Origin of the sequence: Methylomonas sp. AM2-LC (genome assembly GCF_039904985.1) — a bacterium.
In the GTDB taxonomy this organism is placed as follows: Bacteria; Pseudomonadota; Gammaproteobacteria; order Methylococcales; family Methylomonadaceae; genus Methylomonas.
On the sequence record NZ_CP157005.1, the window covers coordinates 2144217 to 2165708 of the forward strand.

23 protein-coding genes and 1 pseudogene are annotated in these 21492 nt (G+C 43.9%); 6 read left to right on the forward strand and 18 right to left on the reverse strand.

The window, feature by feature from the left end:
* Nucleotides 1-1281 precede the first annotated feature (1281 nt).
* From ABH008_RS09760 to ABH008_RS09775, 4 genes are all read left to right on the forward strand, one after another.
* Nucleotides 1282-1773 carry a type VI secretion system amidase effector protein Tae4 gene (locus ABH008_RS09760; RefSeq protein WP_347989665.1) on the forward strand — a complete coding sequence of 164 codons (492 nt, stop codon included), beginning with the start codon at nt 1282-1284 and terminating at the stop codon, nt 1771-1773.
* Nucleotides 1770-2156, forward strand: a complete 387-nt coding sequence (locus ABH008_RS09765) for a T6SS amidase immunity protein Tai4 family protein (RefSeq protein ID WP_347989666.1) — start codon at nt 1770-1772, stop codon at nt 2154-2156. Before ABH008_RS09760 ends, ABH008_RS09765 begins: the two co-directional genes overlap by 4 nt.
* Before the next feature lie 256 nt (nt 2157-2412).
* Nucleotides 2413-2610 carry a hypothetical protein gene (locus ABH008_RS09770; protein ID WP_347989667.1) on the forward strand — a complete coding sequence of 66 codons (198 nt, stop codon included), beginning with the start codon at nt 2413-2415 and terminating at the stop codon, nt 2608-2610.
* A 121-nt stretch (nt 2611-2731) separates the two neighbouring features.
* Nucleotides 2732-3094 carry a helix-turn-helix domain-containing protein gene (locus ABH008_RS09775; RefSeq protein WP_347989668.1) on the forward strand — a complete coding sequence of 121 codons (363 nt, stop codon included), beginning with the start codon at nt 2732-2734 and terminating at the stop codon, nt 3092-3094.
* Between the two features lie 44 nt (nt 3095-3138).
* On the opposite strand, the gene ABH008_RS09780 is transcribed toward ABH008_RS09775, so the two are convergent.
* The 18 genes and pseudogenes from ABH008_RS09780 to queF form a co-directional block, all read right to left on the reverse strand.
* Complete coding sequence (locus ABH008_RS09780; protein WP_347989669.1) at nt 3139-3642, reverse strand: prepilin-type N-terminal cleavage/methylation domain-containing protein; 504 nt, start codon at nt 3640-3642, stop codon at nt 3139-3141.
* A 332-nt stretch (nt 3643-3974) separates the two neighbouring features.
* A pseudogene (locus ABH008_RS09785) lies at nt 3975-4286 on the reverse strand (DUF4158 domain-containing protein); the annotation flags it as partial.
* Complete coding sequence (locus ABH008_RS09790) at nt 4240-4848, reverse strand: hypothetical protein (RefSeq protein ID WP_347989670.1); 609 nt, start codon at nt 4846-4848, stop codon at nt 4240-4242. The gene ABH008_RS09790 and the pseudogene ABH008_RS09785, both read right to left, overlap by 47 nt.
* Before the next feature lie 393 nt (nt 4849-5241).
* Entirely contained in the window at nt 5242-7416 is a 2175-nt protein-coding gene (locus ABH008_RS09795) for a mechanosensitive ion channel domain-containing protein (RefSeq protein ID WP_347989671.1), read from the reverse strand.
* Entirely contained in the window at nt 7413-7727 is a 315-nt protein-coding gene (locus ABH008_RS09800) for a hypothetical protein (protein ID WP_347989672.1), read from the reverse strand. The genes ABH008_RS09795 and ABH008_RS09800 overlap by 4 nt, the downstream gene beginning before the upstream one ends.
* Nucleotides 7728-8396: 669 nt before the next feature.
* Nucleotides 8397-8897 carry a thiol peroxidase gene (gene tpx, locus ABH008_RS09805; RefSeq protein WP_347989673.1) on the reverse strand — a complete coding sequence of 167 codons (501 nt, stop codon included), beginning with the start codon at nt 8895-8897 and terminating at the stop codon, nt 8397-8399.
* An 89-nt stretch (nt 8898-8986) separates the two neighbouring features.
* Nucleotides 8987-10384, reverse strand: a complete 1398-nt coding sequence (gene der / locus ABH008_RS09810) for a ribosome biogenesis GTPase Der (RefSeq protein WP_347989674.1) — start codon at nt 10382-10384, stop codon at nt 8987-8989.
* Nucleotide 10385: 1 nt separating this feature from the next.
* Nucleotides 10386-11600: an outer membrane protein assembly factor BamB gene (bamB, locus tag ABH008_RS09815; protein ID WP_347989675.1), complete on the reverse strand. Its 1215-nt coding sequence runs from the start codon at nt 11598-11600 to the stop codon at nt 10386-10388.
* Nucleotides 11601-11612: 12 nt separating this feature from the next.
* Entirely contained in the window at nt 11613-12266 is a 654-nt protein-coding gene (locus ABH008_RS09820) for a tetratricopeptide repeat protein (protein ID WP_347989676.1), read from the reverse strand.
* 28 nt (nt 12267-12294) lie between these two features.
* Nucleotides 12295-13581, reverse strand: coding sequence for a histidine--tRNA ligase (gene hisS, locus ABH008_RS09825; RefSeq protein ID WP_347989677.1), 1287 nt, complete (start codon nt 13579-13581; stop codon nt 12295-12297).
* A gap of 24 nt (nt 13582-13605) precedes the next feature.
* Nucleotides 13606-14376 carry a type IV pilus biogenesis/stability protein PilW gene (gene pilW / locus ABH008_RS09830; protein WP_347989678.1) on the reverse strand — a complete coding sequence of 257 codons (771 nt, stop codon included), beginning with the start codon at nt 14374-14376 and terminating at the stop codon, nt 13606-13608.
* Nucleotides 14366-15478: a 23S rRNA (adenine(2503)-C(2))-methyltransferase RlmN gene (gene rlmN, locus ABH008_RS09835; protein ID WP_347989679.1), complete on the reverse strand. Its 1113-nt coding sequence runs from the start codon at nt 15476-15478 to the stop codon at nt 14366-14368. Before rlmN ends, pilW begins: the two co-directional genes overlap by 11 nt.
* The gene (gene ndk, locus ABH008_RS09840; protein WP_347989680.1) at nt 15453-15884 is read right to left on the reverse strand and encodes a nucleoside-diphosphate kinase; all 432 of its coding nucleotides are present in this window, start codon (nt 15882-15884) and stop codon (nt 15453-15455) included. The genes rlmN and ndk overlap by 26 nt, the downstream gene beginning before the upstream one ends.
* Before the next feature lie 219 nt (nt 15885-16103).
* The gene (gene secD, locus ABH008_RS09845) at nt 16104-17954 is read right to left on the reverse strand and encodes a protein translocase subunit SecD (RefSeq protein WP_347989681.1); all 1851 of its coding nucleotides are present in this window, start codon (nt 17952-17954) and stop codon (nt 16104-16106) included.
* Between the two features lie 65 nt (nt 17955-18019).
* Entirely contained in the window at nt 18020-18370 is a 351-nt protein-coding gene (gene yajC / locus ABH008_RS09850; protein ID WP_347989682.1) for a preprotein translocase subunit YajC, read from the reverse strand.
* A 118-nt stretch (nt 18371-18488) separates the two neighbouring features.
* Nucleotides 18489-19349, reverse strand: a complete 861-nt coding sequence (asd, locus tag ABH008_RS09855) for an archaetidylserine decarboxylase (protein ID WP_347989683.1) — start codon at nt 19347-19349, stop codon at nt 18489-18491.
* On the reverse strand, nt 19339-19632 hold the full coding sequence (locus ABH008_RS09860) for an EscU/YscU/HrcU family type III secretion system export apparatus switch protein (protein ID WP_347989684.1): 294 nt from the start codon (nt 19630-19632) through the stop codon (nt 19339-19341). The genes asd and ABH008_RS09860 overlap by 11 nt, the downstream gene beginning before the upstream one ends.
* A gap of 6 nt (nt 19633-19638) precedes the next feature.
* Nucleotides 19639-20028: a preQ(1) synthase gene (gene queF, locus ABH008_RS09865; protein ID WP_347989685.1), complete on the reverse strand. Its 390-nt coding sequence runs from the start codon at nt 20026-20028 to the stop codon at nt 19639-19641.
* A 436-nt stretch (nt 20029-20464) separates the two neighbouring features.
* Here queF and ABH008_RS09870 point away from each other — a divergent pair, with 436 nt between their 5' ends.
* On the forward strand, nt 20465-20827 hold the full coding sequence (locus ABH008_RS09870; RefSeq protein ID WP_347989686.1) for a SirB2 family protein: 363 nt from the start codon (nt 20465-20467) through the stop codon (nt 20825-20827).
* A gap of 248 nt (nt 20828-21075) precedes the next feature.
* Nucleotides 21076-21432 (forward strand): hypothetical protein, encoded by a 357-nt coding sequence (locus ABH008_RS09875; protein ID WP_347989687.1) that lies wholly within the window; start codon nt 21076-21078, stop codon nt 21430-21432.
* The last annotated feature ends 60 nt before the right edge of the window (nt 21433-21492 follow it).

A 21492-nucleotide genomic window follows, 5' to 3' on the forward strand; every position in this document is an offset into this window, starting at 1 on the left:
GTTGAAATAGCATGATGTGTTAACCTCAGAAAGTCAAAATTACAGCTAATCGTGGCTACCCTGGCATGTTAACCAATTTGATAATTGCGTTTTACGGCGTTGGAAATCGCTGTGTGCATAGCTGTTAGTTTCCCAACGGTAGCATTTATTTTAATCATCGCCACCAATATGAATATTTAAGCTGTTACCCCAACAAGTACCCAGGATCAGTTAAGAGTAACTGATTGATAAAAAGCGCCTCTATGATTGGGAAGCGTTTCATTCCCACGATTACGCTGACGCTAATCTGGGCTACGCTGGCCAGCATAGCCCAGATATGCAAATTAATCATTGCGTTTCTCCAGTTACTGAATAGGCTCATTGGAAGGTGATCCGTTTGGCTTCAATTTACACTTCCATTCTGTTTCCTCATTACAAGAGATCTCAACTAGCAACATCGGGCCTGTATCCATAAGGGTATATGTGGTTTCATGATAAATGCTAGCCCACTGATTATGCTGATCCAAGCATAAAGTCCAGGGAAAGTCCCTATGAGCCATTATGTACATGAACCAATTAAACTCACGAATTGGTGGGGCGTAGAACAAGCCATTTGGTGACGTCTGAAATTCATAAAATTCGCCAGAACATGGATCTGAGCCTTCAGACGAAACGGAAACTAACCTCATATGCGTAGATACAATTGGAATACCATGCGAAGTTATTAGTCCAGCGACTCCCGGTGTTAAATTCGAACCGTGAGGGAAGGGAACACAGCCAGTTATCAGTGCTGGGATCAACAATGCATAACTGGCTATCGCTATATTTTTGGCAATTCTGATGAATGATTTATGCATAATCATCTTCGATAGGCGTTCTTGATGATGCAAATCATGTCTAAATTATCTGTGAATTCGGTTGAATTGCCACAGCTATTTATCCAAAAACCATCACTACTTGGGGTAGTTACCACATAGCTGTAAAAACCGCCATCTTGGTTAAACTTAACCAAAAGCATCCAAAATGCAGTCTATCATAAGTCGAAAAATATCCCATTGAGAGTGATTTTAGGTATTTTGTGGCTTAATGATAGAATACTGGTTAAAATCTGTAAAATTCTTAAGCTATTGATTATATATAATTAATACACCAATCAGAAGAAGATGGCACTTTTTACAGCTATGTGGTAACTACCCCTATTAACAAACGCGGCCTAAATCATTCAATCAAGTGTTAGGCGTTATAGCCAGTAATGAACCAAATCGACTGGTACTATTTTAAATTTTTCAACACGAGGAAAATATGGACAGACCTTTATTCACCACCGCATGGAACGCCTTTATGGCAGTGCGGCTCACAGTTGTGGAAGTTGGGAAAAAGATTGGTGGAAACGTAGAGAAGAATACTAAGTTGCCCACTGGCGGCTTTGAAAATGCTTGTCCTATCCGAATGAGTTATGTGTTGAACATGACAGGTTTCCCCATTCATAAAAGCTCTCGATATGCGATGGTTAGTGGTGCGGATCATCGCCAGTATATTTACCGTATTGGCGACATGATGAGCTACCTTGAAAATACGTTTGGCAAACCGGATAAAACTGTAAAGTCACCAAAGCCATCCGACTTCATTGGTATAAAAGGAATCATCGTCGTTAAGGGACATGGATGGGGTAATGCAAAAGGGCATGTGACCCTGTGGGATGGTACCAGATGTTCTGATAATTGCCATCTTATGCATGATCCGGAGAATGGTCCTTTCGTTCCAGAGACTGCCTCCATTTGGGTGCTACCATGAAAAAACTTGTCTTGATGGGATTGGGGCTGTGCGTGGGTGCTCAGCCAGTTCTGGCCGAAAAAACAGCCCCCATCATGAAATACCCCATCGAAAGCTATTCACAGAAAACACTATTGAAAAATTGGGCCTTAAGTGTCTGTCTAGCTCAAATTTCCAAAGACGTTGGTGCAAGAGAGGACGCCAATGCAACTGCAAGTGCCTATCTTGAATTCGGACGACAGCGTATAGAAGATTATGACACACTAAGGAGTCTGGTAGAGAAGTATGTAAATCGAAAATATGCAGGCTCAATCAAATCCGATTTCAATACGATGAAATGTATTGATCTATTCCATAGCAAAGAACTGGATGACTTGGCCAGCAAGTTCTCAAAAAAAAAGTAGACACAGGAAATTTGCTCTCTATATGAACGCCAAACTTGCGCTGGTGTGCGAAATGGCGGTTGGGTACATACCTTGAGACTACGCCGTCGGAATTTTCGGCGGTTTGGGCTTACACCCCCAAAATAGGGATTGCAATCGGATGCCACTATAAAAACGCTTATAACAACTGTCTTTTACAGCGAGGCCATAAAGTCATTAATTAAACGTTTATTAAAAAATAGATTGCCAATATACGCCAATGGCGTACCATATATACATGTATACCATTATTGAAACCGCTATATTTGAAAAGTACGCAGCCAACACATGGACTGATAGTGAGCGAGTAGCGTTTAAATTTTGGATTGCTGATAACCCACTTGCTGGGGACGTGATTCCAGGAACGGGCGGATTGCGTAAGGTTCGCTGGTCGGCGTATGGAAAAGGCAAACGTGGCGGGGCTAGAGTAATTTAGTTTAATCGCTTAGAATCCGGTGTCATTGTTCTGATCATTGTTTACACCAAAGCCAAGTTTGACAATTTACCAACGGCATTTTTAAAACAATTGAAAGAGGATGCAGAAAGTGGATAACGAAATGAAACAATTTTGTGATGACCTATTATTGTCTGTAAGCCAGATGAAATCGGGGGAGTGGACACGTAAAACCGAATTTATCCCACAAGCTGACGGTACTGTGCGCCGTTTAGTGACTAAGACCGATGGTACGATAGAAAGTGATGAACTGCTGACGTCGGCAGCTAGCACAAGAATAAACACTGGGCTGACTCAACTGCAATTCGCAAAGCTATTGGGGGTTTCGGTGCGTACATTACAAGGCTGGGAACAGGGGCGCAGACAGCCAACCGGGGCCGCAAAAACTTTATTCAAGATCGCTGAACGTCAGCCTAATGTGCTTAAGGAATTGGCTAATGATTCGTATAACCAAAATAGACTCTAATTTGTAGTTGTAGGGGATCTACTGAGGCGACTTGGCAACCCCCCCTAACAGCCGCTGGATTCGATACTTACAACCATAGTTTGGCTGGATGAGTTTAGCAGATAAACAACTTTGCAATTGGTGGGATCCGGGCTGTTTTGGAGTTGGAATATACCGTTGAAATTTCCTGGTTGTGTAGACCAGCTAAAATCGCTCGATAATTGAATTAAATCCACAATAGAGCCGCTAGTGGTATTTACCCAGCAAGCACCCCAACCACTAGGCCAGCCGTAATGAGTGTAGATTTTGTTTGAACCATTCATGAAATATGGATATGAGCCTGAGCAAGCAGAGACGGTAGGATTGCAAACACTGGGTTGCGCCAGACACATCGCGTATCCCATATTTGCAGTGCTGTTAAGCGTGCCAGCTAAACCGTTTAAAGCCGCAATTCTGGCGCTTTTGCCAAAATTGATAAAACGAGGTAAGGCAACAGCTGCAAGTACAGCTAGAACAGCGATGACAGCAATTAATTCAATCAAGGTAAAGCCGCTTTTATTAAATTTCATCTACCAATTGTTCCCTGTGTAGAAACTACCGTCAACTTTAAAAAGTAAAGTGTTGTTAGGGTGGCTAAGCCCAAACTCCGAAAGTTTGGAATGTTCAATAATAACGATTTCTTATCAAATGGGGTAGTTACCACATAGCAGTCAAAAGTGCCATCTTCGTCAGAAAGTTAATTATAGTACAATATAATCAATAGATTAACTTTTTCTTACTTTAGCCAATACCCTATAAACCGTAGCTTCACCCACGCCAACTTGATTAGCAATCTCGGCCTTGGTTAATCCCGTCGCCCCAACCAGTCTCGATAGTGATCACAAAACCAGCTGTACTGGGGATAGTGATAATTTTTAGACACCTGCTTTTTGGGAAATGGCTCATCTGGAAAATAAAGCCGCATGATGAACACTGCATCAGCTTTAACCTTTTGGATGCCGAATAGGAAGAAGTAATTGACAGCCCGGTAATAACCAAGCTGTAGGATGTAATCCACTTTACAGGCGGTGTTGTTTTCAAAGCTATCGAGCACGGCTATGTCATCGATATCGATGGCAAATAAAAATGATCGCTCGTCGTCATCCAGCGTGGGTATTTCGTAAAGATCATTGATCTCGTCCTGGGTTAAAATCGTCAGCGCGTAGCACTCCATTCAACGCAAGCAGAAATAATTCTGGCACATAATTACCATAAACTGCTATTGCACGTTTATTCTGATATTTGTAGTAAGGCTTAGGGTAGAATTCATTAATATACTCAAACGGGAGTTGCGAAATATCGAATGATACTGGCTTTTGAAAAAAAATAATTTCTGGCTCGATATTTGTCTTATAACTGTAGCCATTGGTGTAGTAAGGTCCAGCCCATTCTCCATCCACTGTTTCAAATAATGGTGAATAAACATTATGATGATAATATTTACCTTCATGAACAGTCATATAAAGTAGCACGTGTTCAAATCCAGCAAACGCTGGGGATCCTTTATGACTGTATAAAGTGAACTCTATTATTTCACTATTATAATTACCGTAGACTATATCTAGTACGCGATATTTTGCATTGTATTTTTGAGAAAACTGAATTGTGTCGGGGCTTGGGTCAATACGTTCTACGCTTATCTTTTCACCAACAAACGCAAAGTATTCATCGCCTTTTGCTAAATCAAACTTAAGGAAAAGTGCAAAGACGAAAATACAATAGATAAGTCGCTGCATAACCATAAAAAGTATTAGTAAGGTTATTTGTATCGTACCATTTTCGCCTAACTATACCAAATTATTCTCTTGATTACTCTTTATAAATAATGATTAGCTTTTAAGTTTAGCTGCATGCATGTGGCTCACGTAGCCACGATTAGCGTCAGCGTAATCGTGGGAATGTATGCTCACCGAATATTCATTAGCCTTACTTTCAACAGTAGCACCAATTTTTATTATCGCCGCCAATATGAATATTTAAGCAGTTACTCCAACAAATACGCAGGATTAGTTAAGCGTAACCGATTGTTTAAATGCGTCTCTATGCTTAGATGCTTTTCATTCCCACGATTACGCTGACGCTAATCGTGGCTACGCTGGCTTAAGGCAGTTTGCCGTTTTGCCGATTAATCACTTCACCCCTGCAACGTCTAAACCAGGCACTACTTCAGGCAATAAGATACTAGCCGCAAGCGTAGCAGGCAATTTAATGCCCTGTTTTGTCAGCGCAGTTTCCAGCTCCCAGTAGTAATCCGCTCTAACTTGCTGAGGTATTTTAACGGCTTGTGGCTGTAGCCACACCACCAGTTCAAAGTTTAGGCTAGTATCGCCAAAACCGATCAGCCAGGCTTCCGCTTCCCGGCCTTTGTAATCTTTCAGTGTATGTGGGCTTTTAGCTGCAGCCTTTAAAGCAGCTTCCCGCACGTACTGTTTGTCATTACCGTAAGCGACGCTAAACGGGATATGGAAACGTCGCGATGCGTCATTTAAGGTCCAATTGATCACTTTACCATTAACAAATTCAGAATTCGGCACCAAAATTTCCACCATATCCTGAGTAGTCAGTAGGGTACTGCGCACATTGATGGCACGTACTTCTCCGGTAATCCCGGTAGACAGTTCGACGAAATCGCCGATTCGCAAACTGCGCTCGAAAAGCACAATCAGTCCAGAAACAAAGTTGCTGAAGATAGCCTGCAAACCAAAGCCGATGCCCAAACTTAAACCGCCGGCTATCAAGGCAAAATTGCTGAGATCTACGCCGATACTGGAGAGTCCGATACTGATGCCCGCAATTAAGATCAGGTAATGCGTTAGTCTGCTTAGCGTATAGATAAACCCAATACTGCCGTGTCGCCACTCGCTAAAATGTCTTAAACCACGCCGCACAAAATGCGAAAGAGTCCAGGACATGCTGATGATAAACAGCAGTCTTACGATGCCCAGCGATGTCACGGGTGACTCACCAATTTTAAATAGACTGGTGCTTAAGTTATTGCCTAGCATTTTCCACGTCTGCGCAGAAAAAATTTTAATGTCCTCTAGTCCATTTTTCATTACACTTTGCTGACCAGTCAGTAGGGCTTTGGCTTTGTCTGCAATAAGATTGGCGTCACGAATTTCGCTATCCAGACGTTGTAGGGCAAGCAAGCTGACTTGCACTTCGTTCAGACGTTGCTGAGTGAGCTTAACGATCACATTGTTTTGTTTTACGTTAGCAATTAGCAGAGCAGCCAATGATTTGCTGGCTCGACTTTGTTCGCGTTCTGTTTCAGGGCGCCATACGCCCAGCCGAGCATTAATTTGGCTAATATTATCCCTATTGTCATGAAGCTCTGCACTGAGCGCTTGAGGTTCGACATTGTTTTTGGACACTAATAATTGTGCCAGCACCTGTTGAATTTTTTCACGGCTAAACACTGTATTGGCAATAGCCGCGCTAATGGTGGCATTTCTAATCCTTTGTTCAAAAAGTAGTTTATAGGCCTGTATTTCATCACCATTGCCTTTGCCCGTGTCACTAGCGGTTTCTAAGTGAATAAGAATGGCATGCGCGTTATTAAATTCTTGTTCTTTGCTGAATAGTTCTTTTTTGAGTTGTTGTAAATAGGTTGCGGATATAAACAACCGCTCCTCGGCTGTGGTCGCAGCTTGAGTGAGTTGCGCCAATTGCATGTTATTTGCTGCCAGTGCCTGTTTTTGCAGGCGCAACTGTTCGCCTTGTGTGGCAAACTTCGCCCAAGTCGCCATTAATACAATACCGGGTGTTAATTTGGTATCGGCTTGCTGATAGGCGGCAGTTTGTGAATCAAAACGCTGCTCAGTGGCCTTAATTTGGTTTTCATCTATCAGTAAATCTTCCTGAGCGGATTGTATTTCCATATCCAGGGTACGCTGCTGATGAACGATATCTAACCATTCTTCAATGGTATAGGTGTTTTGTAAGGTAATTTCCGCTGGCGTTTTCAGCGCAGTTTTGCTACGTACATCTAAGTAAGTAAGTAAATTCGTTTTAAGCCGATCAAGGTTTGCTTGCGTGTCTGCTTTGCCAGTTGCCAATAATTTTGGTTGAAGGCGCTTTAATTCTTGTGCAAATTGTTCGATACGATCTTTGAGCAATGCAGGGTCTGTTACAAAAAATAGCCACCAATTCGTGGCTAACTTTGCCGGATCAGGCAATTTCGGAACGCTTGTTGCCGCTTTATCGGACTGCAAAACCTGTTCGGTGCCGTTGTTGGCGACGGCTTGCGTAACTGAAATTGTAGTCGCATAAAGCCAGACTATAATGAAAAGTAGCTGTTTCATAGTCGGTCGGGTTTAACTAATCGGCGTTTATACAACGCTGCGGCATCGATGAATGCTATTACGCCAAGCGCAAAAATTAGAATAGAAACCATCAATCGCCAGACTTGGCCTTGAGTATGTGTAAGATTTACTGGTTGTGTGGCGCAAAGTCTCACGTAAATTTGTAAGACTTGGTTGCCAGTCTCAACTAATCCATGAATTGCTTGGCTCAGTGAAACACGATTGACAGCCCAGTTATTTGTAACGGCAAGCAGAATATCCTCCATTAACGCGGCATATACCCCTTGCTTTGTTGACACGTTTGCTATCATGTATGCTCCAATACTAATTAGCCTCCCTTCCTTTAGAAAGCCGCAATGTGTATCTTGCCATTATTTAGCTTTGCCGTCTGTTCGTTAGCCAGCATACTGTGATAGGGCTTAACGAGAGTAATAACATTGTTTGGGATTACTCGGCAAAAGCTTTCCAGGTATTATCCGTACAAGCGGAATTTTTGGTGAATTGTGGATTTGCAGGGTAAAAGTTGGACGAACTCGCGTAGCCACGATTAGCGTCAGCGTAATCGTGGGAATGTAAACTGCCCGAATATCCATTAGCCTTGCCCAACGGTAGCATTTATTTAACTCATCGCCACCAATAGCAATATTTAAGCTGTTACCCCAATAATTACGTAGGATTAGTTAAGCGTAACCGATTGTTAAAAAGTGCCTCTATGAATGGGAAGCTTTTCATTCCCACGATTACGCTGACGCTAATCGTAGCTACGCTGGTTTACTTCTATTAGATAGATAGCTTCTGTGTTGAGTTGGCGACAGGAAAACCAATGTTAGAAGCAATAAACCAGATTGTATAAGTTGATTTTTTTAGACATAGGATAGTTACAGCAAATCCGCTTCAATATATTGGGCTTTGCATTGCTTTACCCAATATATCATCTAGGGTGTCAGCACTGTATACAGCCGACACCCGTTACATACAGTCTACGCGTTTAAAACAGCCAAAGCCGCTGCGTAATCGGGCTCTTCGGTAATTTCTTGTACTAAATGTGAATAAATAACCTGATCATTTTCATCAATTACCAATACGGCTCGTGCTGTTAGTCCTGCCAGTATGCTATCCAGCAAATGTACACCATAGTCATGCGCAAAACTGGAGCGGAAGCTGGATAAAGCTTCTACGTGTTTAATACCTTCAATTTCGCAAAAGCGGGCTTGGGCAAAGGGCAGGTCGGCAGAGATGACCAGTACCACTGTATCGTGAATATGCGCGGCTTTTTCATTAAATTTGCGGGTAGAGGTGGCGCAAGTCGGTGTGTCCAGGCTGGGGACAATATTTAATACTTTGCGTTTGCCTGCATAAGCCTCTAAACCTACATCCTGCATTTTGCGATTAGTCAGTTTAAAGGCAGGTGCCTTGACGCCCACTGCGGGTAATTCACCCACCGTATTGATGGGTTTGCCTTGAAAGGTAATAGTGGCCATGCTTAGCTCCTGTCAGTTAATAAATGTCTGATTAATACCGATTAAAACTGGCGATAGTCGTTAAAAAATTGAGGGCTTACTAAGCACTCTTACGTTTTCTTCTGACTTTTCCGGTAGGTCACCAAACGTCTACGTTTTTTCTGCTGATGTTCGGTTAGTTTATTCTTTTGGCCTTCAAACGGATTGGCTGGCGATTTAAATACCAGTCGCACCTGTGTACCTTTTAATTGTAACTGCTCCCGATAATAATTCATCAGATAGCGGATGTAAGCGCCGGGCAGGGCATCGGTCTGTACGCCGTGGATAACCACGATGGGTGGATTACGACCACCTTGGTGCGCGTATTTCAATTTAATGCGGCGTCCACTCACCAGCGGTGGTTGATGTGCTGCCAGCGCGTCGTTCAAAATGCGGGTCAATAACGGGGTAGACATATCGATCATGGCCGAATCATACAAGCTATGCACAGTGTCAAACAATTTGCCTACGCCACTGCCATGCAAAGCCGAAATCGGGTGCTTTTCTGCGTATTCTAAAAACGCTAATTTAATGTCGATCTGCTTTTTGACAAATTCGCGATGCTCAGCATTCAGGCCATCCCATTTATTCAGACCAATAATCAAGGCCCGGCCAGCTTCCAGAATTAAACCTAAAATATGCGCATCCTGATCAGTGACGCCTTCAACCGCATCGATTAAATAAATGACCACATGCGATTTTTCAATGGCTTGCAACGATTTAATAATGCTGAACTTTTCTACCAGCAGGGATACTTTGGCGCGTCTGCGCATGCCTGCGGTGTCGATCAGGGTAAACTTTTGGCCGTTACGTTCAAAAGGAATATAAATACTGTCACGCGTGGTGCCCGCTTCATCAAACACCACCACACGTTCTTCACCCAATAGGCGGTTAACCAGGGTGGATTTACCCACATTCGGGCGGCCCACTATGGCAATAGCAATGCCTTTTTCCTGTTCTTCAATATCGTCGTCAGTGACAGGCAACAGCTCGTCAATACGCTCGAGCAGTTCGTGGATATTACGACCGTGTGTGGCGGCAATGGGAATGGGTTCGCCTAAGGCTAAACTGTAGAAATCGTGAGTGACGGTATCGCTGTTGATGCCATCCATTTTATTGATGACCAAAACCACGGGTTTTGCCAGTTTACGCAAGGATTCTGCAATCATTTCGTCGCTGGCATTTAAACCGTCGCGCGCATCCACCAAAAAGAAGATGACGTCAGCTTCTTGCAGGGCAATATCCACCTGTTTTCTGGAAAAAGCATCAATGCCATCGCCGTCGTCAGAAATACCGCCAGTGTCAACCACCAGACAATCACGTTCACCACGTTTTACCCGGCCATATTGGCGGTCGCGGGTTAGACCCGGATAATCGGCCACCAGCGCCTCACGACTGCGCGTTAAATAATTAAACAGGGTAGATTTGCCGACATTCGGTCGACCCACTAAAGCAATAACTGGGAGCATTTTATCTCACTTTCAAGGCAGCGAGGATGCCGTCTTTTGAATATACGTAAACGATACCGTCAACAATGACGGGCTTGGTTTCAATGGCAGCTTTCGATACTTTTATACGGCCCAACAGACGGCCATCCATGGTTGAAAGCCAATGTACATAACCTTCAAAATCACCCACTACCACATATTTTTCATAATTAATCGCCGCACTAAGCTGGCGATTGTGTAAATCTTTTTGTTTCCATAACGAACCGCCGTTGCGCTGGTCCACTTGCCAGACTTCGCCATGGGTATCACTGATGTATAAATAACGGGAGTCGTAACTAATGCCGGTATAAGAGGATACGTTTTCGTTACGCCAGATGACTTCACCATCGGATTTAGAAACGGCGGCTGTTCCTCCTTGATAACTGCAAACATATAATGAGGCTCGGCTTTCCACCGGATCAACATCCAAATCAACCAAACGATCCACTTCAGAACGGCCGCTGGGTATGGAAATGGTCGATTCCCATAACACTTTGCCGTCTTTAATCTGAATGTCCAGTAATTTGCCGTTGGCTGCACCTACAATCATACTGTCATCCAGCACCAGCGGTGTACCAGCACCACGGATACTTAAAGCAGGCACGCTATGTTCAGCAGACCATTGTACGCCGCCATCTTCTTCGCGTAATGAGATGATTTTGCCATCGGTGGTACGTACGATGACTTTGCCTTCAGCGATCACCGGCACCGCCAGTACTTCACTGGATACGGTGGTACTCCATTTAAGTGCGCCGGTGTTAATATCAAACGCTAATACTTCGCCATGGTTAGTACCCATAATCAGCACTTGTCTACCTAGGCCGGGGCCAGCGGCAAAGTTATATTCGGTTTTAGTTTCCCAGCGAATTTCGCCATCAATAACCGAACGCGCTTGCAGCAAACCACGAAAATCGGCAACGTAAATAATACCGTCACGTACTTTAGGTAGCAATTTTAGCGATTTATTATCGGCACCCACTCCAACGGAATCGGACCATAATAAATCTACCTGTATTTCACCCTGATAATCTTCCGCCAGTTTTGCGGGTGGGTCAGCCGTATCGTCATCCGCAAACAAATCGGTAATCCCGGACATCATATCGCCCATGGTATCCAAACCCGCACAACCAGTTAACAATAACAGGCAGCAGAAAAAAACTGAAACAGAGAGTGGCGGGCGATTACGGAAAAATAACATGGTGGCCAATGCCTATTTTGCGGGTGTTGCAGTGAAAGCCGGGGCCGAAATATCGTCCAGTTTAAATTGAATTAACGGCGTAGCCTGGCCAGTTCTGATGGCGCTTTGATAAGCAGTACGTGCTTCATCCAATCTGTCCATCGCTACATAGATATCGCCTTGCAATTCGTCGTAATTGGCGGCAAATCCTTCGCTAGTGGCAGGATCAACGCTTGCAATCAACTGTAAACCTTGTTCATACTGCTTAGTAGCAATGTCCAGTTCAATCAGGCGCAAGCGTGCCAAATGTTTAATTTCGTCGCTATCCGTGGTTTTAATTTGCTTGTCCAAAATGGCTTTGGCCGCTTCCAGATCGCCTTTTTGCACTTTAACTTTAGCTAATTCCAACGCAGCAAATTGCGCATAGGCAGAACTGGCATATTCTTTATTTAATTTTTCTGCGATTTTTTCAACCCCATCCAAATTATTTTTGGCGGCATTATCCAGCATTTCTTGAAAAGCCTGCGAAGCCTGAGTGCGGATTTCCTGCTGGTAACGTTGCCAAAAATTAGCGCCACTGACAATCACAATGGCGGTTATAACACCAATGATGACCGAGGTTTGATTAACGCTCCACCATCTTTTAAATTGTTCAATTTGTTCTTCTTCAGTATCGTAAATTGCCACGTCGTGTCTCTTATGCAGTTGTAAGGAATTAGTTGGTATGCCAGTGATGCAAGGTATTGAGTAAATCTGCAAAGGGCAGGGTAGTTTGTTCCTGCTCAATGCGTAAAGATTTTAAAGCCGCCACCTGCTGCGCCACTTCGTCGTCGCCCAGTATAATGGCATAGCTAGCACCGGATTTATCCGCTTTTTTAAATTGACTTTTAAAGCTGCCGCCATCGCAATTGACCACCAGTTTTAAGCCGGGAATATGGTCGCGAATACGTTCGGCTAATTGCATGCCAGCGGCTTCTGCTGCGGCACCTACCCGGATCATATACACATCGGCAACGGCTTCGAGAGCCAGATTGTCAGTTTGTTCCAGTAAGGCCAGAATGCGTTCCATACCCATGGCAAAGCCAATAGCATGGTTAGCTTTACCGCCTAATTGTTCTATCAGACCATCGTAGCGGCCACCCGCACAAATTGTACCTTGCGCACCGAGTTCATCGGTTACCCATTCAAACACGGTTTTTCCATAATAATCCAGGCCACGCACCAAACGGGTATTGATTTGATAGCCAATACCAATGGCATCTAAAGTGGCTTTTAGCGTATTAAAATGAGCCAGACTTTCTTCGCCTAAATGGGTTAATAATACCGGTGCCTGTGCCAGCATGGCTTGCATGGCCGGATTTTTACTATCCAAAATGCGTAACGGATTGCTTTCCAGGCGGCGCAGACTATCTTCATCCAGCAATTCAATATGCTGTTTAAAATAAGTGACTAAAATGTCCCGATAACTGGCGCGCTCCGCACTGGTGCCCAGCGAGTTGATTTGCAGTTCCACTTTGTTTCGAATACCCAGATTTTTCCATAACCGGTCGGTTAACAATATGATTTCAGCATCAATATCCGGGCCAGGCATACCGTAGGTTTCTACGCCTAACTGGTAAAACTGCCGATAACGGCCTTTTTGTGGGCGTTCGTGACGAAACATTGGCCCGTAATACCATAGGCGCTGGCTTTGATTATGCAGCAGCCCGTGCTCCAGACAGGCACGCAGACAGCCGGCGGTGCCTTCAGGGCGTAATGTGAGTGAATCACCGTTTCTGTCGTCAAAGGTATACATTTCCTTTTCGACAATATCAGTCACTTCACCAATTGAACGTTTAAATAATTCGGTTTTTTCTACAATCGGTAAGCGGATTTCCTGATAACCGTATGCACTCAACACCTGTTTGGCTTTGGCTTCCAGCCATTGCCAGCGTGGTGAGTGTTCAGGTAGGATGTCGTGCATCCCGCGTATGGCTTGTAGAGCCTGTTGTTGTTTGGCCATGTTTTTTATTCTATCACTGTCGGATTATTTTCCGAGTAGGGTTCTAATTTGATCGGATTCTTTGGCTGCCGGAAAGGTTTCCAGATACTGGTTAGCATAGTCTTCAGCCGCTTTGCTGTTACCTAGCGCCCGTTCAGTCTGAAACGCAATCCATAAAGACTGTGGCGTATGCTGGGATACCGATAAATAACGTTCCAGAAATGCTCGAGCAGACATGTACTGGCGGTTTTCGTAACTGATTTTTTGCATTTCCAACAGGGCAGGTGCAAATTCCGGTTGTAATTTTAACGCGAGACGGAAAAACTCTTCAGCTTTTGCAAAATTGTTTTGCTTCTCAAAACAAACGCCCTTATTGGTATAGGCATACCATTGGCGATTATTCATGGGCTGCTCTATCGCCTCTTGAGTTAAACTTATGCCTTTTTCAAAATTACCACGCTCACAATAATAGCGTCCGACATTGGCTTCCACCACAAAGTTGTCCGGGCCTTTACTCAGGGCAGAGTCATAACTCATTTCGGCATTGGCATAGTCTTTAATATGTTCGTAAAAGCTGCCTAATGCATTGTAAATATTTGGGTTGCTCGAATCGTATCGGAGAGCTAAATCCAGTTTTTCCTTGGCAATATCCAGTTTGTCGAATTCCAGGTAATTGATACCCATTTCCAGATAAATCTGTGCTTTTTCAGCATTGGATTTAGAGTCGCCGCTCATGTTGGGTATTAGGCCGCAAGCACACGTGAGTAGGCTAAGACTTAAAAAATACACAACTTGAGTGGCCAATCTAATTTGCATGAATGGTTTTAGCCTGTTGCAATTTTAAATGTCTGCGGCTTTTGTCTTGTACTTGTCCCACTAATTGTCCACAGGCCGCATCAATATCCTCGCCACGCGTTTTTCTAATGGTGGTCACTATGCCGGCATTATTTAAGATATCTCTAAATTTTAAAATAACGCTAAAACTGGAACATTGATAATCCGATTGTGGAAATGGGTTAAACGGAATCAAATTCACCTTGGAGGGTACATTTTTTAACAGTTTTACCAAAGCATGCGCATTTTCGACACTGTCATTAATATCTTCCAGCATCACATACTCGAAAGTAATATGTTTACGCGGCCCGGTTTTAGCATATTCCCGGCAAGCGTCCATTAATTCGCTTAACGGGTATTTGTTATTAATGGGTACTATCTGGTTGCGTAATTCGTCGTTAGGAGCATGCAGCGATACCGCCATACTTACATCACACACCTCGTTCAAGCGTCGCATGGCTGGTACTACCCCAGACGTGCTGATAGTCACTCGACGTTTAGACAGCCCATAACTGAAGTCGTCCATCATTAAATTCATGGCGGCAACCACATTGTCAAAATTTAACAGTGGTTCGCCCATGCCCATCATCACCACATTGGTGATTCTTTGTGCATTACCTATGCGCTGTTGCGCCAGATACAGCTGACCGATGATTTCGCTGACCGCTAGATTACGATTGAAACCTTGTTTGGCAGTGGAACAAAAGGTACACGCCAGCGCACAGCCTACCTGAGAAGAAACGCATAAAGTGGCGCGGCGTTCTTCCGGGATATACACTGTTTCAACGCGATTACCACAATGCATTTCAACTGCCCATTTGCAAGTACCATCACTGGCCAGTTGTTCAGCGACAATAGTTGGCGCTTTAATCTGGCAATAGTCTTGTAAATAGGTGCGCAGGGTTTTGCTCAGATTGGTCATCTGATTAAAATCAGTGACACCTTCCTGATAAATCCATTTTAAAACCTGTGTGGCCCGAAATGGTTTTTCGCCGAGATTGACAAAAAAGGCTTGTAAACCTTTTCTGTCAAAATCCAGCAGATTAACCAGCGGCGGCTTAACGGATGCGGTCGCAGAGATCATTAGCTGAGAAAAAGAAAGCAATTTCTTCTTTAGCTGTTTCGGCAGCATCAGAACCATGTACCGCATTTTCGTCGATGCTAGTCGCAAAATCCGCACGGATAGTGCCTGGTGCTGCATCTTTAGGGTTGGTAGCACCCATTAGTTCGCGGTTTTTTAATACAGCATTTTCACCTTCCAGCACTTGGGCAAAGATGGGGCCAGAGATCATGAATTTAACTAAATCATTGAAGAAAGGACGTTCTTTATGCACAGCATAGAAGCCTTCAGCTTGTTCTTGACTCAGTTGCAACATTTTTGCTGCGACTACGCGCAAACCGTTTTTTTCGAAACGACTTACAATTTCACCAATCACATTTTTAGCGACCGCATCAGGCTTGATGATTGAGAACGTACGTTCAATTGCCATTTTAAAACTCCAAATTTAATAGTAGTGTAAGAAATTAGTTTACGCTTGCGCGAAGGATGCACGTATTCCGTGTGGCAATCCAAAAAATAGTAGGCTTAGCTTGGGTTAGGCAATAGCCGTAACACAAGCTACGTCAAGCATTTATAGGATGTGCCGACGTCAGGAGGCGCATCAATCGCAACAGATGCGCATCCTGGTGTTCAGCACTGCTATCTCTGTTTACAAAGACAGTCTTTCCACTTGGCGATCACCGCCGTAAATCCAGTTGACCAACATCCGCGTACCGGTAATGGCCGTAAACATAGAGGTGATAATACCCAGTGCCAATACCACCGCAAAACCTTTTACCGGACCGGTACCAAAACCATATAACACTAAAGCAACCAGTAAGGTGGTAGTGTTAGAGTCAAAAATGGTCGCAAAGGCTTTTTCATAACCAATATAAATACTGGCTTGCGGGCTGTGACCATTGCGTAACTCTTCGCGGATACGTTCGTTAATCAACACGTTAGCATCCACCGCCATACCCAGTGTCAATACGATACCTGCCATACCCGGTAAGGTTAAGGTCGCTTGCAACATGGATAAAATGGCGGTTAAAGCCAGCAAGTTAAAAAATAGTGCGAAATTGGCAATTAAACCAAAACCGCGATAATAAATTAGCATGAAAGCAACCACCAGGAAAAAGCCCACTTCAATGGACAAAATACCCTGATTAATATTTTCCTGACCCAGACTTGGACCAATGGTGCGTTCTTCAACAATTTCCACTGGTGCGGCCAGAGCGCCTGCTCTTAATAATAATGCCAATGTGCGGGCTTCTTGAACATTATCCAAACCGGTAGTTTGGAAACGTTTGCTAAATGAGTCACGAATAGTCGCGACACTGATCACTTTTTCAACTTTTTCTTTATGTTGAACTTTTTGACCATCAACCACTTTGGTTTGCGATTTATACTCAATAAACACCACCGCCATGGGTTTGCCAATATTATCTTGGGTCATTTTGCCCATTTTTTTGGCGCCGACATTATCAAGCGTAATAAATACAGCCGGCGTGCCTTCCTGATCCAGACCAGACGAGGCATCAGTAATCTGATCACCTGTCACAATCACCGCCCGTTTTAATAATACCGGACGTCCATTTTTGTCAGGGTAAATACGGCTACCTACAGGTACATGGCCTTCAACCGCCGATTGCACATCATGTTCAGTATCCACCAGGCGATATTCTAACGTAGCGGTGGTGCCTAACAGGTCTTTAGTGCTGGTGGTGTCTTGTACGCCAGGTAATTGCACCACAATGCGATCTTCACCCTGTTGTTGGATGATAGGTTCGGCGACCCCTGTTTCGTTAATACGGTTACGTAAGGTGGTAATGTTTTGACCTAAGGCCGATTTTTTTAATTCTTTCAATTGCTTTTCAGGAATAGTTGCCAGCAATTCGCTATCGGTTTTTTCGTCTATATCCAACTGTCTAAAATCTTTATTCAATACTTCTATGGCAGCCGCTTTGGTTTCGTTATTATCCGGCAGACTGATTTTAATGCCATTGGCTTCTTTGGAAACCGATTGATAGCGGATTTTAGCGTCTCTGAAGGCGGAACGAATATCATTCACATAGCGTTCTTCATCCTGCTTGATGGCGGCATCCATATCCACTTCTAATAGAAAGTGAACCCCCCCGCGTAAGTCCAAACCCAAATGCATGGGTTCTGCACCCAGTGCCCTTAGCCAACCCGGTGTGGCCGGTGCCAGACTTAAGGCCACTGTGGCATTGTTGGACATTTTAGCTTTTAACAAATCAGCTACTTTTAATTGCTCGTCGGTATTGCTAAACCGAGCCAGAACTTTGCCATTGCTAAATTCAAATGATTTAGGCGTAAACCCAGCATCTTTAATATTGGCTGCCACGCTATCTGCCTGTCTTTGCTCCAGCGGAGTAGACGTGGAGGAGGCCACTTGTACAGAAGGATCATTACCGTACAAATTTGGCAGCGAATAAATAAAACCGATAAGCAGAACGGTTAAGACTAGAACGTTCTTCCAGACAGGGAAATGATTTTGCATGGTTATTCCATTAAAAGCAGTGACAGTCAGACTGTTAGTTACAGGGGTATAAAGTCAGACCAAGCTTAAATTTTAGGTTTTTTGTTGTTCAATGTTTTATAAGTACCCTTAGGCATCATATTGGCAATTTGATGGCGTTGCACTAGAATAAAACTGTTTTCGAAAACTTCAAGTTTAACAAAATTTTCATCCAGATCAATGACTTTTCCTAAAATGCCACCGCTGGTGACCACTTCTGCACCTTTATCCAGTGCTGCCAGCATTTGTTTCTGCTCTTTGGTACGCTTTGCTTGCGGACGAATAAACAGAAAATAAAAAAACAGCAAAATACCCGCAGGAAAAAGCATGCCTTCAAAGCCGGGTTGTACGCTAGTTGGTGCCGCTTGTGCCAAGGCATCAGAGATAAAAAAACTCATTGTTATCCTCTATCTTGTTATCGTTATGTTGTATTAATGTCCAGCTAGCAAACTGGAAAACCCGCCTATTATGCCACACAAAACTCAGTTATCGTATTGGCTTTGCAGTCGTCTATGCTCAGAACTGCCAGTGTCCGAGTTTTTCACCCAGTCTGACCGCTTTGCCAGCCTGCAAATCGTCATTCCAAGTGGCCTTGTTTTCAGCAAACAAGACAATAATGGTAGAACCCATATTAAAACGCCCCATTTCCGCGCCTTTAGCCAGTTGTGGTGCATCTACGCTATACTGCCAGCTACGTGGTTCTTTGCAAGACGGTGGGGTTACTACGCCGTGCCACACTGTTTCAACGCTAGATACAAAAATAGCGCCCACCAGTATCAATGCCACTGGACCTGCTTCACTATCAAAAATACAGGCCACCCGTTCATTACGTGCAAATAAATTAGGCACGTTATTCACGGTCGTGCCATTAACACTAAACAAGCGCCCAGGAATATGCACCATTTCTGTTAAGGTGCCAGACAATGGCATGTGCAGACGATGGTAATCTTTGGGTGACAGATAAATTGTGGCAAAACTGCCGTTAACAAACGGCTTGGCGCGGTCGCTATTGCCACCTAGCAATTCTTCAACCGTATAGCTATGGTCTTTGGCTTGAAAAATTCTACCCTCAGTAATAGCTCCGGCCTGGCTGATAACACCATCGGCAGGGCTGGCTATAGCCTCGGCTTCCGCCGTAAGCGGACGCGCACCTGCTTGCAGTTCACGGGTAAAAAACTGGTTAAAATTCTTATAAGCGTTTATGTCTGGCTGTTTAGCCTCGCTCATATTCACGCCATACACCTTAATAATGGTACGAATAAAAAAGTTTTTCCACAGGCGGTTTTCGCAATGCGTCAATTTAGACAGCCACTGCGATAATAAATGATGTGGCAGCAGATATTGGGGGAGTACAGTTACAATTTCTTTAAAGGTCATTTTGAAAGTTTTCCGGTGTTTTTCCGCTCAGATAATAGGCAAAAGCGATGATTTCAGCCACGGCAATATACAGTTGTGGAGGAATTTCATCGCCGAGTGGAATATGTGCCAATACGCGGGCCAATTCTGGATCGGTTTGCAGGGGAACGCCGTGTTTTTCGGCAATTTCCAGAATTTGGTGTGCAGTAAAACCTTCCCCTTTAGCGGTGACTTTAGGGGCATTTTTGCCATCGTATTTTAAAGCAACGGCAATATCACTGGTGTAATAGGTTTTACTGCTCATCAGGGCTTAGGGCAGGGTAACCACGCTGGGTGCTACCCAGTTTGGGTCACGATGCTCAACCACTACCGTGGTATAGATGCCACCGCGCACGTTAAAATCGGCACGCAGACGCATAAAGCTAGGGTTAATGCGGCTGGCGATATGGTCCAGTATTTCATTAGTAACCGCTTCATGAAAAGCACCGCGTTCACGGAATGTCCACATATACAATTTCAGCGATTTTAATTCCACGCACAGTGCAGCAGGTACATATTCAAGAGTTAGCTTGGCAAAGTCAGGCTGACCCGTCATAGGACATAAGCAGGTAAACTCGGGTATATCAATACGAATGGTAAAGTCGCGGCCCGGTCTGGGGTTATCGAAGGTACTGAGTTCAGTGCTGGGTTGGGTGGTCATGGTCGTAGTATGCAAACGCTAAAAAAGCGTATTTTACCAGTTTTTGCAGCAAATTTATTTTTAGTCCAGTTGTTTTGAATGCCGAGTGGCTAGCCAAATGCCAAAGTTTGATGATTTGTAAGGAATGTAAGCCAGCCTAGCATGAGCAAACGCCAAATGGCGCATCTATCGCGACAGATGCGTTTTACTTTGTGCGGCACAGGCTATAGCTCCTTGATTTTAATTGCAAAAAAATTGCGCTGAATCGTGGTAATAATTTTTGCTTTTGCTTGCAGCCCGGCTTAGGGGTAAAGTAAGCAAGTTACTGATGTGCAAAACACACTGGCAGGGTTTGCTTGTAGGATGGTGAGACGGCAAGAAGTCCAACCATCCAAGCGGGTAGGTATTAGGTGTTGAGTGCCTCTTGGTTGTCACTTTTTTTAAATCTGGAACTTTTATGCTGAAACATACCCATTTACTCTTCGTTGCGATTGTCGTGCTCTTATTTATCGCTAGAGTGTTAATCGCGCAGTTTAAACCCGAATTATTAGCCGCCAAATGGATGAAAATTACCCCGCATGTTCTGGCTACCTTATTGTTACTCACCGGGGTGGGTTTAGTTTTTGAAGGAAACTGGCTGGCTGGCGATTACGGCTGGATAATAGCCAAAATAATAGCCATGTTTGCCTTTATCGGCTTGGGTATAGTTGCTATACGCGCTCAGGGCGATAATCGCTGGTATGCGTTTGCAGGTGCATTAATTGTGGTGGTATATATCGTCAAAGTAGCCTTTACCAAGCAAGCGTTTTTCTTTCTGTAAAGATGGATACTCTTAAATTCAATGACGAAAGCCGTAGCTAAATCAATGGCTGGGTTAGGCGCTAGCCGTAACCCAGCATATCGGCTAACGGTAATAGTCACCAAAGTGATGATTTTGCGTGTGGTAGCGTACAGACCTTAAGGTTAGAGATTTTATAAACTGATCTTAATCGTACAAAGTTTGAAAATGGAGCAAATGCTTTAATTCAAACCTTAATTTAACCCGCAGTATCATCAACGAGGTGCTTAATGAATAGCTTTACAACCAAACAAACAGCTGTAGATTCGCTGCAAACCTTAAAAAAAATAACCGCGACTGTTTATCTTTGCCAAGTACTTGCCTTTACCTTATTAGGTTTGCCATTACTATTGGGGGTGGCCATCAATTTCTATAAACGCAAAGAAGTAGAAGGTACTTGGCTGGAGTCACATTTTAATTCCCAGATTAAAACCACCTGGATAGCCTTGGCAGGCTTTGCCATTTCCGGCCTGACTTTTGAATTTGGCGTTGGTTTTGTTACCTTGGCCATGACTTTAATCTGGATGATTTTCAGAATAGCAGTTGGCTGGTATGCGTTGACAGACGGCAAGCCTGTAGAAGATTAATTGACTTGCCACAAAGATTAACAGAGTAAGGGAATTTAACGCCATCATCAGCGCCAAATT

What these genes read in the sequence shown, in the direction of transcription:
- ABH008_RS09760 (WP_347989665.1), top strand. Translation starts at nt 1,282, where the DNA reads ATGGACAGACCTTTATTCACCACCGCATGGAACGCCTTTATGGCAGTG.
- ABH008_RS09765 (WP_347989666.1), top strand. Translation starts at nt 1,770, where the DNA reads ATGAAAAAACTTGTCTTGATGGGATTGGGGCTGTGCGTGGGTGCTCAG.
- ABH008_RS09770 (WP_347989667.1), top strand. Translation starts at nt 2,413, where the DNA reads ATGTATACCATTATTGAAACCGCTATATTTGAAAAGTACGCAGCCAAC.
- ABH008_RS09775 (WP_347989668.1), top strand. Translation starts at nt 2,732, where the DNA reads ATGAAACAATTTTGTGATGACCTATTATTGTCTGTAAGCCAGATGAAA.
- ABH008_RS09780 (WP_347989669.1), bottom strand. Translation starts at nt 3,642, where the DNA reads ATGAAATTTAATAAAAGCGGCTTTACCTTGATTGAATTAATTGCTGTC.
- ABH008_RS09790 (WP_347989670.1), bottom strand. Translation starts at nt 4,848, where the DNA reads ATGCAGCGACTTATCTATTGTATTTTCGTCTTTGCACTTTTCCTTAAG.
- ABH008_RS09795 (WP_347989671.1), bottom strand. Translation starts at nt 7,416, where the DNA reads ATGAAACAGCTACTTTTCATTATAGTCTGGCTTTATGCGACTACAATT.
- ABH008_RS09800 (WP_347989672.1), bottom strand. Translation starts at nt 7,727, where the DNA reads ATGATAGCAAACGTGTCAACAAAGCAAGGGGTATATGCCGCGTTAATG.
- tpx (WP_347989673.1), bottom strand. Translation starts at nt 8,897, where the DNA reads ATGGCCACTATTACCTTTCAAGGCAAACCCATCAATACGGTGGGTGAA.
- der (WP_347989674.1), bottom strand. Translation starts at nt 10,384, where the DNA reads ATGCTCCCAGTTATTGCTTTAGTGGGTCGACCGAATGTCGGCAAATCT.
- bamB (WP_347989675.1), bottom strand. Translation starts at nt 11,600, where the DNA reads ATGTTATTTTTCCGTAATCGCCCGCCACTCTCTGTTTCAGTTTTTTTC.
- hisS (WP_347989677.1), bottom strand. Translation starts at nt 13,581, where the DNA reads ATGGCCAAACAACAACAGGCTCTACAAGCCATACGCGGGATGCACGAC.
- pilW (WP_347989678.1), bottom strand. Translation starts at nt 14,376, where the DNA reads ATGCAAATTAGATTGGCCACTCAAGTTGTGTATTTTTTAAGTCTTAGC.
- rlmN (WP_347989679.1), bottom strand. Translation starts at nt 15,478, where the DNA reads ATGATCTCTGCGACCGCATCCGTTAAGCCGCCGCTGGTTAATCTGCTG.
- ndk (WP_347989680.1), bottom strand. Translation starts at nt 15,884, where the DNA reads ATGGCAATTGAACGTACGTTCTCAATCATCAAGCCTGATGCGGTCGCT.
- secD (WP_347989681.1), bottom strand. Translation starts at nt 17,954, where the DNA reads ATGCAAAATCATTTCCCTGTCTGGAAGAACGTTCTAGTCTTAACCGTT.
- yajC (WP_347989682.1), bottom strand. Translation starts at nt 18,370, where the DNA reads ATGAGTTTTTTTATCTCTGATGCCTTGGCACAAGCGGCACCAACTAGC.
- asd (WP_347989683.1), bottom strand. Translation starts at nt 19,349, where the DNA reads ATGACCTTTAAAGAAATTGTAACTGTACTCCCCCAATATCTGCTGCCA.
- ABH008_RS09860 (WP_347989684.1), bottom strand. Translation starts at nt 19,632, where the DNA reads ATGAGCAGTAAAACCTATTACACCAGTGATATTGCCGTTGCTTTAAAA.
- queF (WP_347989685.1), bottom strand. Translation starts at nt 20,028, where the DNA reads ATGACCACCCAACCCAGCACTGAACTCAGTACCTTCGATAACCCCAGA.
- ABH008_RS09870 (WP_347989686.1), top strand. Translation starts at nt 20,465, where the DNA reads ATGCTGAAACATACCCATTTACTCTTCGTTGCGATTGTCGTGCTCTTA.
- ABH008_RS09875 (WP_347989687.1), top strand. Translation starts at nt 21,076, where the DNA reads ATGAATAGCTTTACAACCAAACAAACAGCTGTAGATTCGCTGCAAACC.